Origin of the sequence: Exiguobacterium sp. SL-9 (assembly GCF_004336985.1) — a bacterium.
Taxonomy (GTDB): domain Bacteria; phylum Bacillota; class Bacilli; order Exiguobacteriales; family Exiguobacteriaceae; genus Exiguobacterium.
Genome location: NZ_SJUO01000001.1, coordinates 430,285 through 444,693, shown reverse-complemented (window position 1 = coordinate 444,693; position 14,409 = coordinate 430,285). Strand labels below are relative to the sequence as shown.

At 54.8% G+C, this 14,409-nt stretch carries 13 protein-coding genes; 12 read left to right on the top strand and 1 reads right to left on the bottom strand.

Annotated elements, in window-relative coordinates; genetic code table 11:
- Positions 1-69: 69 nt before the first annotated feature.
- From EVJ34_RS02310 to EVJ34_RS02265, 10 genes are all read left to right on the top strand, one after another.
- Positions 70-975 (top strand): aspartate carbamoyltransferase catalytic subunit, encoded by a 906-nt coding sequence (locus EVJ34_RS02310; protein ID WP_131484599.1) that lies wholly within the window; start codon positions 70-72, stop codon positions 973-975.
- Entirely contained in the window at positions 972-2,252 is a 1,281-nt protein-coding gene (locus tag EVJ34_RS02305) for a dihydroorotase (RefSeq protein ID WP_131484598.1), read from the top strand. Before EVJ34_RS02310 ends, EVJ34_RS02305 begins: the two co-directional genes overlap by 4 nt.
- The gene (locus tag EVJ34_RS02300; protein ID WP_131484597.1) at positions 2,230-3,312 is read left to right on the top strand and encodes a carbamoyl phosphate synthase small subunit; all 1,083 of its coding nucleotides are present in this window, start codon (positions 2,230-2,232) and stop codon (positions 3,310-3,312) included. Before EVJ34_RS02305 ends, EVJ34_RS02300 begins: the two co-directional genes overlap by 23 nt.
- Position 3,313: 1 nt before the next feature.
- On the top strand, positions 3,314-6,517 hold the full coding sequence (gene carB / locus EVJ34_RS02295; protein ID WP_131484596.1) for a carbamoyl-phosphate synthase large subunit: 3,204 nt from the start codon (positions 3,314-3,316) through the stop codon (positions 6,515-6,517).
- On the top strand, positions 6,514-7,233 hold the full coding sequence (locus EVJ34_RS02290; protein ID WP_131433828.1) for a dihydroorotate dehydrogenase electron transfer subunit: 720 nt from the start codon (positions 6,514-6,516) through the stop codon (positions 7,231-7,233). Before carB ends, EVJ34_RS02290 begins: the two co-directional genes overlap by 4 nt.
- Positions 7,230-8,156, top strand: coding sequence for a dihydroorotate dehydrogenase (locus EVJ34_RS02285; RefSeq protein ID WP_131433830.1), 927 nt, complete (start codon positions 7,230-7,232; stop codon positions 8,154-8,156). Before EVJ34_RS02290 ends, EVJ34_RS02285 begins: the two co-directional genes overlap by 4 nt.
- The gene (gene pyrF, locus EVJ34_RS02280; RefSeq protein ID WP_131484595.1) at positions 8,131-8,835 is read left to right on the top strand and encodes an orotidine-5'-phosphate decarboxylase; all 705 of its coding nucleotides are present in this window, start codon (positions 8,131-8,133) and stop codon (positions 8,833-8,835) included. Before EVJ34_RS02285 ends, pyrF begins: the two co-directional genes overlap by 26 nt.
- Entirely contained in the window at positions 8,819-9,445 is a 627-nt protein-coding gene (gene pyrE / locus EVJ34_RS02275; protein ID WP_131484594.1) for an orotate phosphoribosyltransferase, read from the top strand. Before pyrF ends, pyrE begins: the two co-directional genes overlap by 17 nt.
- A gap of 104 nt (positions 9,446-9,549) precedes the next feature.
- On the top strand, positions 9,550-10,380 hold the full coding sequence (locus EVJ34_RS02270) for a hypothetical protein (RefSeq protein WP_131484593.1): 831 nt from the start codon (positions 9,550-9,552) through the stop codon (positions 10,378-10,380).
- Entirely contained in the window at positions 10,377-11,312 is a 936-nt protein-coding gene (locus EVJ34_RS02265) for an FUSC family protein (RefSeq protein ID WP_131433836.1), read from the top strand. The genes EVJ34_RS02270 and EVJ34_RS02265 overlap by 4 nt, the downstream gene beginning before the upstream one ends.
- A gap of 387 nt (positions 11,313-11,699) precedes the next feature.
- Here EVJ34_RS02265 and EVJ34_RS02260 read toward each other — a convergent pair whose 3' ends face one another.
- Positions 11,700-13,388 carry an Rqc2 family fibronectin-binding protein gene (locus EVJ34_RS02260; protein WP_131484592.1) on the bottom strand — a complete coding sequence of 563 codons (1,689 nt, stop codon included), beginning with the start codon at positions 13,386-13,388 and terminating at the stop codon, positions 11,700-11,702.
- A 132-nt stretch (positions 13,389-13,520) separates the two neighbouring features.
- Here EVJ34_RS02260 and gmk point away from each other — a divergent pair, with 132 nt between their 5' ends.
- The gene (gmk, locus tag EVJ34_RS02255) at positions 13,521-14,168 is read left to right on the top strand and encodes a guanylate kinase (RefSeq protein ID WP_052090097.1); all 648 of its coding nucleotides are present in this window, start codon (positions 13,521-13,523) and stop codon (positions 14,166-14,168) included.
- Complete coding sequence (gene rpoZ, locus EVJ34_RS02250; protein WP_113928938.1) at positions 14,168-14,377, top strand: DNA-directed RNA polymerase subunit omega; 210 nt, start codon at positions 14,168-14,170, stop codon at positions 14,375-14,377. Before gmk ends, rpoZ begins: the two co-directional genes overlap by 1 nt.
- The last annotated feature ends 32 nt before the right edge of the window (positions 14,378-14,409 follow it).

Genomic DNA, 14,409 nt, shown 5'->3' with positions numbered 1-14,409 from the left:
AAGGCGTCCCTTCACGTAGGTGAAGAGACGCCTTTTCTCTTTGCCTTCAAACAAAAGGAGGAGACGAACATGAACATCATCAAACAACAACCGAAGCATTTTGTCAGTCTGGACACGCTCTCGCTCGACGAGATCATGGGATTGATCGAGGAGTCGCTACGCTACAAACAAGGGGACATGCCGCCCTTGTTTGACGGCAAGACGGTCGCGAACTTGTTCTTTGAAAACTCGACGCGAACGAAAAATTCGTTTCAAATGGCCGAACGGCACTTGAAAGTCCAGGAGATTCCGTTCGACGTGGCGACGTCATCGGTGACAAAAGGGGAGACGTTGTACGACACGTGCAAGACGCTCGAGGCAATCGGGGTCGATGCCCTGGTCATCCGTCATCCGGAGTCGGGTTATTACCATGAACTCGTTGAAAAGTTGAACATTCCGGTATTGAACGGCGGTGACGGCAGCGGGGAGCACCCATCGCAGTCACTTCTCGATCTCGTCACGATTTTTGAAGAGTTCAAGACGTTCGAAGGCCTGAACATTGCCATCTGCGGTGACCTTGTCCATAGCCGTGTCGCACGGTCGAACGCAAGTGTGTTGAGACGGCTCGGGGCGAACGTCGTCGGTTGCAGCCCGGCCTCATGGTGGGACGAGTCGATGGGGCTCGAGCATTGTGACCTCGATGATGTGTTAGCGGACTGTGACGTCGTCATGCTACTCCGTGTCCAACACGAGCGCCACATCATGGGTGACATCTTCTCGAAAGAAGAGTATCATGCGCGCTACGGATTGACACCGGAACGCGTCGAGCGGATGAAATCGTCCGCCATCATCATGCATCCGGCCCCGGTCAATCGGGACGTCGAGATTGCCGGCAGTTTGATTGAACATCCGAAGTCACGCATCTTTCCACAGATGACGAACGGCGTTTACGCCCGGATGGCCATTTTAAATCGAGCATTAGGGGGACAATTATGATACTTCAACACGCAACTTGGTATGACGGGAAAACGAAACGGACGACGCATCTATTGATCGAGGACGGCGAAATCCGATCGGTCGACTATGACGGCACGACCGAAGGACATGAAGTGATTGATGCGTCAGGGAAGCTCCTTATCCCTGGGCTCGTCGATGTCCACGTCCATTTGCGCGAACCGGGCGGGGAAAACAAAGAGACGATCAAGACGGGAACAGAGGCGGCAGCGGCCGGCGGGTTCACCACAATCTGTGCCATGCCAAATACACGTCCGGTACCGGACGACCGGGCGACGATGGACCAGCTCTTGGCTAAGATCGAGCAAGATGCCATCGTGCGCGTCCTGCCATATGCTGCCATCACGAAACGACAGCTCGGCACTGAACAAGTCGACATGGCCTCTCTTGCAGATTCGTTCGCATTCACCGATGACGGGGTCGGCGTCCAATCGGCGGCGATGATGCGTCAAGCGATGCGGGAAGCAAAACGTCTTGATAAGGCGATTGTGGCCCACTGTGAAGACAACACGCTCAAGGCCGGTTCGGTCCACGAAGGCCGGTTCAGTGAAGAACATGGCATCCAAGGCATCCCGAGTCTTGCGGAAAGTATCCATATTGCTCGCGACGTCTTGATCGCCGAAGAGACAGGTTGCCACTATCACGTCTGTCACGTCTCGTCACGGCAGTCGGTGCGCGTCATCCGAGACGCCAAACGGGCCGGGATTCGTGTGACGGCCGAAGTGACGCCGCATCACCTCGTCCTCTGTGAAGACGATATTCCAGGGCTTGACCCGAATTTCAAGATGAACCCACCGCTTCGGAGCGCGGACGACCGGGAGGCGCTCCTTGAAGGGTTGTTCGACGGGACGATCGATATGATTGCGACCGACCACGCCCCACACACGGCCGAAGAAAAGGCAGCCGGCATGGAACGGGCCCCGTTCGGCATCACCGGATTCGAGACGGCGTTCCCGCTTCTGTATACGACGTTTATTAAAACGGGGCAGATGGAAGAAGCGGCGCTCATCGACTGGATGACGAAACGTCCGAGCGACGTGTTCGGGTTGCCGTATGGCGTGATTGAAGTCGGACGAGCGGCGGACTTTGCCCTCATCGATACCGAGACGGAGCGAGTGGTTGACCCGACAACGTTCCGTTCAAAAGGAAAGAACACACCGTTCGCCGGGAAGAAATTGGTTGGTTGGCCGGTCATGACGATCGCGGCCGGAAAAATTGTATATAAGGGGAGATTCGATGAAACGAACATTATGGCTTGAGGATGGCACTTCATTTGTAGGAACAGCATTCGGCGCAGACGTCGAGACGATCGGGGAAGTCGTCTTTCAGACGGGGATGACCGGATATCAAGAAATGTTGTCGGACCCGTCATACTGCGACCAACTCATCGTGTTGACGAACCCGTTGATCGGGAACTATGGGGTCAACCGGGAGGATTTTGAGACGACCGTCCCGATGGCGAAAGGGCTCATCGTCAAAGAAGTGTGCGACGCACCGTCGAACTTCCGATCGACGGCGTCACTCGGCGATACGCTCGTCCGTTTCAATATCCCGGGTCTATCAGGTGTCGATACGCGGATGTTAACGCGTCATCTCCGCTCACGCGGCGTCATGCGCGGCGTCATGGTCGACGGTGAATCGACGTGGGCATCGGTCAGCGACCGATTCGATGCGTTATTTCCGACCGACCAAGTCGAGCGCGTCTCGACAAAACGGGCGTACGTCAGCACGGGCAGCGGACCACGGATCGCGCTCATCGACTTCGGGGCAAAGCTCGGGATCATGCGTGAACTCGTGAAGCGCGACTGTGAAGTCGTCGTCTTGCCGCACGACGTGACGGCGGACGAAGTGATGCGCTATGAACCGGACGGCGTCATGTTGTCGAACGGGCCAGGGGACCCGAAGGACGTTCCGACGGCGCTGCCACTCATCGAGCGCCTCATGCCGCAAGTGCCGATCTTCGGAATCTGTCTCGGCCATCAGTTGATTGCACTTTCGAGCGGGGCCAACACGTTCAAACTTCCGTTCGGCCATCGCGGCGCCAACCATCCGGTGCTCGAACTTGAGACCGGTGCGGTGACGATCACGTCTCAAAACCATGGCTACGCAGTCGACGAGGCGTCGCTTGCGACGACCGGACTCGTCGTCACGCATCGGGCCGTCAACGATGGCACGGTCGAAGGTGTGAAACATCTGCATCACCCGACATTCTCAGTCCAATACCATCCGGAAGCGGCACCAGGTCCATATGACGCCAACGACTTATTTGATCGCTTCATGCAGATCGTCCAAGAAAACAAACAGAAAGTAGGAATGTGACATGCCAAAACGACCAGATATTCAGAAAATCCTTGTAATCGGATCCGGCCCGATCGTCATTGGACAGGCGGCAGAATTTGACTATGCTGGTACCCAGGCGTGTCTTGCCTTAAAAGAAGAAGGATACGAGGTCATCCTCGTCAACTCGAACCCGGCCACGATCATGACCGACCCGACGACGGCGGACCGTGTCTACATCGAACCACTCGAACCAGAATTCGTCGAACGCATCATCCGCCAAGAGCGTCCGGACGCACTCCTCGCCACACTCGGCGGCCAGACGGGCCTCAACTTGGCGATGGAACTCGACCGTCGCGGCGTGCTTGAAGAGTGCGGCGTCGAATTGCTCGGAACGAAATTATCGGCCATCGAGCAGGCCGAAGACCGGGAACAGTTCCGCGACCTCATGTACAAACTCGGCCACGGTGTCCCGGAAAGTGAGATCGTGCAATCACTCGAGTCGGCTTGGGGGTTTGCCGAGCGGATCGGCTACCCGATCATCATCCGTCCGGCGTACACACTCGGAGGAACCGGTGGCGGGATCGCCCATGACCGGAATGAATTCGAACAGTTCGTCGAATCAGGGCTGAAAGCGAGTCCGGTGACACAAGTGTTGCTCGAGAAATCGATTGCCGGCATGAAAGAAGTCGAATATGAAGTAATGCGCGATTCGAGCGACCAAGCAATCATTGTCTGTGCGATGGAAAACTTTGATCCGGTCGGGGTCCATACGGGCGACTCGATCGTCTTCGCACCGACACAGACCCTGTCTGACCGCGACTACCAGATGCTTCGCAGCGTCTCACTCGACATCATCCGCGCCCTCGGCATCGAAGGCGGATGTAACATTCAGTTCGCGCTCGACCCGGACAGCTTCACGTATTACGTCATCGAGGTCAATCCGCGCGTCTCGCGCAGTTCGGCGCTCGCCTCGAAAGCGACGGGATACCCGATCGCCAAGCTGGCTGCAAAAGTGGCGGTCGGCTACAAGTTGTCAGAACTGAAGAACCCGGTGACGGAGACGAGTTACGCCTCGTTCGAACCGGCGCTCGACTATGTCGTCGCTAAAATCCCACGGTTCGCGTTCGATAAATTCGAGACGGCTGATCGTCGCCTCGGTACGCAGATGAAAGCGACCGGCGAAGTGATGGCGATCGGTCGTAACTTGGAAGAAGCACTTCTCAAGGCCGTCCGTTCGCTCGAACTTGGGACAGAAGACTTGGCCGTGCCACGGCTCGCGCAACTAAGCGCGGATGAGCTCGATCGTGAGTTGACGACACCGACGGATGAGCGGCTATGGATGCTTTATGAGGCGCTCCGCCGCGGCTACTCGACGGAACAGTTGCATGAACTGACAAAAATCGATCGTTTCTTCTTATCGAAGCTCGCTCGGATTTGGCAACAAGAAGAGACGCTTCAGCGTGAGTCGCTCTCGAAAGAACGCCTCATCGAGACAAAACGCCTCGGTTTCAGCGACAAGATGATCGCTCGAATCACGAATGAGACTGTGGAAACAGTGACGTCGCTTCGGAACGATTGGGGCATTCGTCCGGTGTATAAGATGGTCGATACGTGCGCCGCCGAGTTCGCCTCGGAAACACCATACTTTTACGGGACGTACGAAGTCGAGAACGAGGCCGTGAAGACGGACAAGCCGTCGATTCTCGTCCTCGGGTCGGGTCCGATTCGGATTGGGCAAGGCGTTGAGTTCGACTATGCGACCGTCCACTCGATTCAGACGATTCGTGACGCTGGCTATGAAGCGATCATCATCAATAATAACCCGGAGACGGTGTCGACCGACTTCTCCATCTCGGATCGGCTCTATTTCGAACCGCTCACGACCGAAGACGTGCTTGAGGTCATTCGTAACGAACAGCCGCTCGGCGTCATCGTCCAGTTCGGAGGCCAAACGGCCATCAACTTGGCAGCTTCACTCGAAGCGGAAGGCGTTCAAATTTTTGGAACATCGCTTGAGGACATCGACCGCGCCGAAGACCGGAAAGCGTTTGAAGCGACACTCTCGGCCGAACGGCTCGCCCAACCGCCAGGCAAAACGGCAGTCACGGTCGAAGAAGCCGTCGCGTGCGCCGACATGCTCGGCTATCCGGTGCTCGTCCGCCCTTCATACGTCCTCGGCGGCCGTGCGATGGAAATCGTCTATGAGCGCACGGAACTCGAGCGGTATATGCGCCACGCCGTCGTCGCCTCGAAAGACCGTCCTGTCCTCATCGACCGCTACTTGACGGGGATTGAGATTGAAGTCGACGCCATCTGTGACGGGACGGACGTCTATATCCCGGGTATCATGGAACATATCGAACGAGCCGGCGTCCACTCGGGTGACTCGATCGCCGTGTATCCGCCGCAACGGTTGAGTGAGGCATTGAAAGAAAAAGTCGTCGACTACACGATCAAACTCGCCAAGGCGTTCCGGATTAAAGGGTTGCTCAATATCCAGTTCGTGTATGCGGACGATTTATATGTCATCGAAGTGAACCCGCGGGCGAGCCGGACCGTCCCGTTCATCTCGAAAGTGACGGGCCTGCCGGTTGCGCGCATCGCCACGCAGACGATTCTCGGGACGAGCCTGAAACAACTCGGTCTCGGGACTGGCTTACATCCGGAGGCGGACGCCATCTCGGTCAAAGTGCCGGTGTTCAGTTTTGCGAAACTAAAAGAAGTCGACCCATCACTCGGACCGGAAATGAAATCGACCGGTGAAGTCATGGCGACAGACCGCACGCTTGAAAAGGCACTCTACAAAGGGCTCGTCGCTGCCGGTATGACGATCGCGTTGAAAGGGAACGTCCTGTTGACGGTCGCTGACCAAGACAAGGACGAGGCGCTTGACATCGCCCGCCGTTTCAATCGACTCGGATTCCGACTGATGGCCACATCGGGTACGGCGAGCGCTCTTTCAGCAGACGGGCTACCGGTCCATTCGGTCGGGAAGATCAACGAATCTGGTGAGACGATGCTGAGCGTCATCGAACGAGGAGAAGTCGACATCGTCTTGAACACGACGACGCGTGACGCCCTCGCGACGAAAGACGGGTTCATCATCCGTCGAGCCGCGGCCGAGCAGGGAGTACTTTGCCTGACGTCGCTCGACACGGTCAAGGCGCTGCTCCAAGTCATCGAGAGCCTGTCGTTCCAAACGACGAGTTTGCCGGCATTCACGACATTCGGGGTGACCGTATGAGACAACTTGCGACGATTCGCTCGAACCGATTGATCGCGACAGCGACGATGGAGATGAAAGTTGAGATTTCCCCACAAGAAGTCGCGCCAGGTACGTTCTTTCACGTGAAGACGTCAGAGCTGTTGCGACGTCCGCTCTCGGTCGCAAACGTCGAGGACAACGTCGTGACGTTCCTCTATAAAGTGATTGGGGCTGGCACGACAGACCTCGCCGCACGTCGGCCCGGCGACGTCTTGGACGTCCTCGGTCCGCTCGGCAACGGCTTCCCGCTCGAACAGACGGGCAAGCGGGTCGTCCTCGTCGGTGGGGGAATCGGGGTGCCGCCGCTCTATTACACGCGGCGCATGCTCGCCGCACGCGGAATCGAGACGGTGGCAATTCTCGGATTTGATACGAAAACGAGTATTTTTTATGAAGATGCGTTCCGCGAACTGGGGGAGACAATCATCACGACGGTCGACGGAACGTATGGGGAAATGGGGTTTGTGACCGGCCCGCTCGCGCAAGTCGATGCCGATGTGTTATTCAGCTGTGGACCAGAGCCGATGTTGAAAGCGGTCGCCGCGTCACATATCGAGGAGCGGTATATCTCGATTGAGAATCGGATGGGGTGTGGCATTGGAGCTTGTTTCGCGTGTGTGTGCCAAGCTCCCGGCGGTTATGTCAAAGTGTGCAGTGACGGACCGGTATTTCGTGCGGAAGAGGTGACGCTATGAGACTACACGTCGACTTACCTGGATTACAGTTAAAAAATCCGATTATGCCGGCGTCAGGTTGTTTCGGATTCGGTGAAGAGTTCGCCAAGCTTTACGATTTATCCGTCCTCGGAGGAATCATGATCAAGGCGGCGACGGGTGAGACGCGGTATGGGAACGGGACGCCCCGGGTCGCCGAGACGGCGCAAGGGATGCTGAATGCCATCGGCCTTCAAAACCCGGGCGTCGATGCGATCATTGAAGAGAAGCTTCCGTTTTTGTCAGAATTTGATACCGAGATTATCGCCAACGTGGCCGGCTCGACGCCAGAAGAGTACATTCACGTCGCCCGCCAGATGAGTGCCGACCCGACCGTTAAAGCGCTCGAACTGAACATCTCGTGTCCGAACGTGAAGTGCGGCGGAATGCAGTTCGGGACTGATCCTGAGATGGCGGCTGAATTGACTCGGCTTGTCAAAGCGGCTTCCTCAAAACCGGTGTATGTCAAACTGTCACCGAACGTCACGTCAATCACGACGATGGCGCGTGCGGTCGAAGCGGCCGGCGCTGATGGGATTACGATGATCAATACGCTCGTCGGGATGCGCATCGATGTCACGACCGGGCAACCGATTCTCGCCAATCGCATCGGGGGATTGTCTGGGCCAGCTGTTAAACCGGTGGCCATTCGCATGGTGTATGAAGTCGCTCAGGCTGTTAATATCCCGATTATCGGGATGGGCGGCGTGCGGACGGTCGACGATGTGTTAGAGTTTATTTACGCAGGTGCCTCAGCGGTCGCGGTCGGAACGGCCAACTTTGAAAATCCATACGTCTGCCAAGAAATCATCGAAGCGTTGCCGGGACGGCTTGACGAACTTGGCATCGATCATATTTTAGACATCAGGGGGAAAGCTTATGAACAGACTGTATCTCGCGCTTGATGTCGAAACAGGCGCCGACGCGTTCCGTTTGTTAAAACGAATTGAACAGAAGCCGGCAGTCAAAGTGGGGATGGAGCTGTTTTATCGCGAAGGGGGGCGCTTTGTCGAGCAACTCGTCGACAGTGGATATCCGGTCTTCTTAGACGTCAAAGTGCATGACATCCCAGAAACAGCACGGCGGACGCTCCGTCAAATCGGGCGTCTCGGCGTCGAGTTGACAAACGTTCATACACTTGGTGGTGAGACGATGATACGTTACGCGTTAGATGGTTTACGTGACGTGACTGACACGACGAAATTGATTGGGGTCACCCAGTTGACGTCGACCGATGAACGAATGCTTGCCGAAGAACTACACATCAATGGGGGACTGGAACAGGCCGTCCTCCGCCAGGCTGCCATGGCCGACCAAGCCGGACTCGACGGAGTCGTCGCGTCCGTGCATGAGGCCCGCGCGATTCACCAAGCGCTCGGATCGTCATTTTTGACCGTGACGCCGGGCATCCGCATGAATGAGACAGCGGACGATCAAGTTCGCGTCGCCACACCGAAAGCGGCGCGTGAGGCCGGTGTGTCGGCCATCGTCGTCGGCCGGCCCATCACACGGGCCGAAGATCCGAACGCCGCTTATGCACACTACTTACAGGAATGGAGTCGAACTTATGAGACAAATCGCTGAAGCATTATTACAAATTGAGGCCGTGACCCTTTCACCAGAAAAACCATACACATGGTCGAGCGGGATGAAGAGTCCGATTTATTGTGATAACCGTTTGACACTCAGCTATCCTGACGTCCGCAATCTCATCATCGATGCGCTCGTCGCTGTGATTCGTCCGCTCGACGTCGATGTCATCGCTGGAACGGCGACAGCGGGGATTCCTCATGCGACTCTTGTCGCCGATCGTCTTGGTTTACCGCTCGTCTACGTCCGTTCGAGTGCGAAAGGACACGGGAAAGGAAATCAAATCGAAGGTCGGTTCGAGCCAGGCGCTCGCGTCGTCGTGATTGAAGACTTGTTGTCGACCGGTTCATCGAGCATCGAGGCCGCCAAAGCGATTCAGGCAGCGGGCGGGGAAGTCGTGAAGATTCAAGCGATCTTTTCCTATAGTCTGAGCCGTCTTCACATCAATTTGTTGGACTCTGGCTTCACAGCGCATGCCCTGATCACACTTATGGATTTGCTCGACGTCGCCGTCAAGAAACGAATCATCAGTAAAGAAGAAGCTACTTCTTTATATGACTGGCGAAACGATCCGACAGGTTGGAGCGCTCGTGTCACATCGTAATCTACTTTTCTAAGAATCCACCTCCGGGCGGATTCTTTTTCAATTGGTAACATGGCATACTGAACGTGTTAGAATAGGGAAAGCAGTCAACAAAGGAGATATGTATGGCGTATTCTAGAATGAAGGGAAAATCCTTGAAAGTCCGCTTTCAAGCCATCCCGAAACATCGTAAAATCGCGTTCGGACTCGTCCTCACCGTCTTGCCCCTCATTTTTTTCTTGAATTTATTCATATTCAGCCACGTGTTGGCACTTGGGGACACGTACGAAGACCGATACCAAATGAAAAGGCTTCGACTTGAGACGGCGCATGGCAACGTCGAATTTGTTCGGAGCACAAATGAGAAGGTTCAGATTGACGTGTTGCAGACGAATTCGAAAGAGCGGCGCATCAAAGTCAAATCGGTCGGCGACACGATATCGGTTGTCGAACGATTCGGTCAACTGAGTCAATTCGGCAGTCGTGCGAGCGATGAGCCGTCCCGTTACAAAATTCGCGTCGCTTTGCCGAGCTCGATGACGTCGATTGATGTCGAGGCCGGGCAAGTGACGGGGCAAGGATTGATTGCTAAGACGATTGTCTTGGAAGCGAATTCAGTTAATGTAAAGAAACTTGAAAGTGATCGACTTCGTGTCGAGACGCGGAGCGACGCGACACTAGAGACCGTCCGTGTCGTCACGGGCGACATCCGTTCGTATCGTGATGCGACAATCCGTGACGTCGTGGTCAACCAAGCACTGACCGTCCAAACGGAGGCCGGATCACTCACGTACGAGCCACGCAACGCGACCGGACAAGTAAGCGTCAGCACATCCGGCACCGTGACGGCGTCGGAGCGGTTCAAGGAGATCGGGGATGGCGTGTATCATCTGTCGAACTCGAACCGGCCGAACATCGAACTCATTTCCGAGACAGGAAAGGTCGAGCTGAAATGATCAACAAACGTTACATCCCTAAAGTTGGGCTCCGGACTTTGAAGACGGGGATTGCCGTCGCCATTACGATTGCCTTGTCGTGGTACGTGTTCGGTATTTATTCGGGCATGGGGGCGATCGCGGCCGTCGTCGCGATGCAACCGACCGTGAAACGGTCATCAAACATCGTCTTCAGCCGAATCTTCGGGACGATTGTCGGACTCATGTGCGGTCTTTTGATCGTCTACGCGTTCGGGGTCAACCCAATTTCGATCGGGCTCGCCGTCATCGTCGCGCTCACACTCAACACGACGTTCGATAAGACGCACATGTCGACGTACGCGGCGTTCGCAATCGTACTCATGCTCGAGAATCCGACGACCGACTTCTTCCATTATGCGTGGACCCGTTCACTCTTGACGGCTGTCGGTGTCTTCGTCTCCCTCGGGGTGAACTATGCGTTCCTGCCGCCTCGTTATGAAGATCGGTTGCTCAGTGAGATTCGAAAAACATCGGCTTACATGTTCCATCATTGGCGTGAACTTGTCGGTTCCCCGTCCGAACTCCTTGAGACACGGGCCCGCATCCTCGGTCATCAGGAGCTGCACATGATGCTCCAGGAAGACATGAAAGTGACGAACGTGAAACTGAAGCATTTGACGATTAAGCAGTACCGTCTATTGATTCATCTTGAAGACAAGCTCGTCTTGTTGCTTGAGAGTCTTGCTGAACACCGCGAGGCACTATTATTGATGGGTGAGGAAGAACGCCGGGCGTTCGAATCCGAATTTTTATATCTCCTTGCGCATCATCACGACATCCTCTACACGTGTGACAAGCCGTATTCGCTGTTCACGTTGCCGCATGAGGATCTATCCGTTTCTGAAATCTTACACGGGCACTTGCTCGACTATCATGAACAGCTCGAAGCGTTCAAACATAATCCGAAATGAAGCAAGGCCCCGTTTTAGCGACGGGGCCTTTATTTGTTGTCAATGTAAGTGGACATGTCCTATTTACACATGCCTTTGGCGGCACCCTCCGTTCCTGGGGCGATGCGGATGCCTCCGCAGTGCGTGCCGCACTTTACGGGGTCACCCTTGCATCGCTATCCCCTAGGAGTTCTGGTGCCGGCTTTGGCATGTGTCTGCTCGCCTGTCGATCAGACGTGTGCCAATCCTTTCGTTCGTCCGCCGGCGCCCCGACTCCTGCAGGAAAGCAACCCAACGGAGACCCAGCAGCGACATTGAGTCGCGATGCGGCTCCGGGGTTGCCTGCGGAAAGCGTGGGCGCAGAGAGGACTAACAAGAAAAGACCACGTCATGTGACGTGGCCTGAACTCATTGCTGGAGTGATTTAACGAGTCGCTCATCCGGCGTGACGTACACCGTCTGCTGATCCGTATAGATGACGAATCCAGGTTTGGCGCCGCTCGGTTTTTTCACGTAGCGTGCTTTCGTGTAATCGACCGGCACACCGCTCGAGGCACGGGCCTTCGAGAAGTAAGCGGCGACGGTCGCCGCTTCGAGCATTGTCGTCTCGTCGGGCTCGCTCGAACGGATGATGACGTGGGATCCAGGAATGTCTTTCACGTGCAGCCAAATCTCATCACGACGGGCGAACTTGAACGTCAAATGATCGTTTTGCGTATTGTTTTTCCCGACGAAGAACTCTGTCCCCGTCGACGACATGTACGCTTCGAGCGAAATTTTCTTCGTTTGTTTCTTCTTTTGACTCCGTTGTTTCATGTAGCCGCCCTCGGCCAATTCTTCTCGAATCTCGACGATATCGGCCGGTGAGGCGACATCGAGCTGGGCGACGAGCGTCTCTAAATACTGAATCTCGGCGTCGTTCAATTCGATTTGTTTTTGTACTTCGATTTTGGCGACTTTCAACTTGTTGTATTTTTTATAGTACGCTTGCGCGTTCTCGTTCGGCGTCTTGAGCGGGTTGAGCGGAATGTCGATCATGCCGCCTTCTTCGTCGTAATAGTCGACGACGTGAGCGACGGTCATCCCTTTCTCAAGTTGGAACAAATACGTCGTCAACAGTTCTCCGTATTTTTGTAACTCGTCGGACCGTTCCGTCGCCAACAAATCGTCGAGCAGACGCTTCCGCTTCAACACGTTCTTCTCAAGCTCGGACTTCAGGAGACGCTCGACGTCATGCGCTTGTTGTTTGACGCGGTCGCGGTTCGCTTTCTCATAGAAGAAGCGGTCGAGCACGTCCTTACTCGTCTCGTAGCGTTCTTCGGCGGTAATCTCGCCTGACGTGAGGACGATCGGACTGAAGCGTTCTTTGCCGGAAGCGAGTTGTTGGAAGACGAACGGGCCTTCAAGGTCGGCCATCACACTGACGAACGCCTCTTCGATGCTCGCCCGGTTCGGGAGTTTGGCCCGATGAACGATCTCTTGCGCGATTTGCGGGCTGAGTCCGGCGAAACTGGCGACGAGTTGTTTATCAAGTTTTCCTGAGTTCCAATCGATTCGCTTCAAGCCGGCCTCACGTTCCGTCAACGGGTCGCACTTGTCTTGGGCCGGTGGCAGTAGGTACTCGCTACCTGGCATGATTGTCCGATACGTATTCTGTGACGGAGGCAGGTGCTTGATCGCATCTAAAATCTTGCCGTCTTCATTCGTCAAGACGATGTTCGAGTGCCGTCCCATCAGTTCGATGTATACTTTCTTGTTCTCTTCGTCGCCGAGTTCGTTTCGTGAGCGGATCGATAGGACGATGACGCGGTCACGTCCGACTTGTTCGATCGCCGTGATGAAGCCGCCTTCGATATGCTTGCGGAGCATCATACAAAACATCGGCGGTTCTTGCGGGTTCTTGGTCGGGTTATCCGTTAGTTGGAGCCGCGCGTACATCGCGTTCGCCGAAACGAGCAATTGGACGCTTTGGCGGTTCGAGCGGACTTGAATCATCAAGTCGAGGGAATACGGTTGGTGCACGCGGTTGATGCGCCCCCCGACGAGTGCTTGTAATTCTGTTACGACACGATATGTCATTAATCCATCATATGCCACTAGTCTCATCACCTTTGTTCTTTTTTCTGTCTCTACGTTATCAGATTCATGGAAAATATGGTACGATGAAGTAGAAAATCCGAACTTCTTCTTGCCGGAACAATTGATTGACTGCTATTATAATTAAATGTGATGTTAGAAGATGGAGGTCTTGCAGTGAATTTTAAAGAACGAGGATTATTAATCGTCTTGTCTGGTCCGAGCGGTGTCGGAAAAGGTACAGTGTGCCGGGTGCTCCGTGAGGAAGAAGACAACAACCTTCAATATTCGGTCTCGGCGACGACCCGGAAACCGCGTGAAGGAGAAGTGGAAGGCGTACATTACTTCTTTAAGACGAGAGAACAATTTGAAGACATGATCGAGCACGATCAACTGCTCGAACACGCTGAATTTGTCGGCAACTATTATGGGACACCGGTTGAATGGGTTCGTGAGACACTCGAGAGCGGAAGAGACGTCATCCTCGAGATTGAAGTCCAAGGCGCTTTCCAAGTGAAAGAGCGTTTCCCAGAAGCGGTCTTTTTATTCTTGGCTCCGCCAAGCTTGCAAGAACTACGCAACCGCTTAGTCGGTCGAGGCACGGAATCGGAAGATGTGATCAAGCAACGCTTGCTCGTCGCCCGGGAAGAAATTGAATTGATGGATGCATACGACTACGTCGTTACGAATGATGAAGTGGACAAAGCGATCGACCGTATCAAAGCGATCGTGACAGCCGAGCATTGTAAGCGTGAACGTGTCGCATCTCTCTATAAAAAAGCCATGATGGAGGTCATTTAATGTTATACCCTTCGATTGATGCCTTACAACGTATCATCCCGTCGAAATACACGATCGTGACGGTGGCCGCGAAGCGGGCCCGCCAAATTCAGGACGGAAAAGCAGCGAAAATCGCCGTGCCAAAATCGTATAAGCCGGTCGGTCAAGCGCTAGAAGAAATATTCTCGGGTGACACGACAATCATCGTGAACGAAAAGAACAACGGATGAATTGTGACCCAAGTCGGATGCGACTTGGGTCT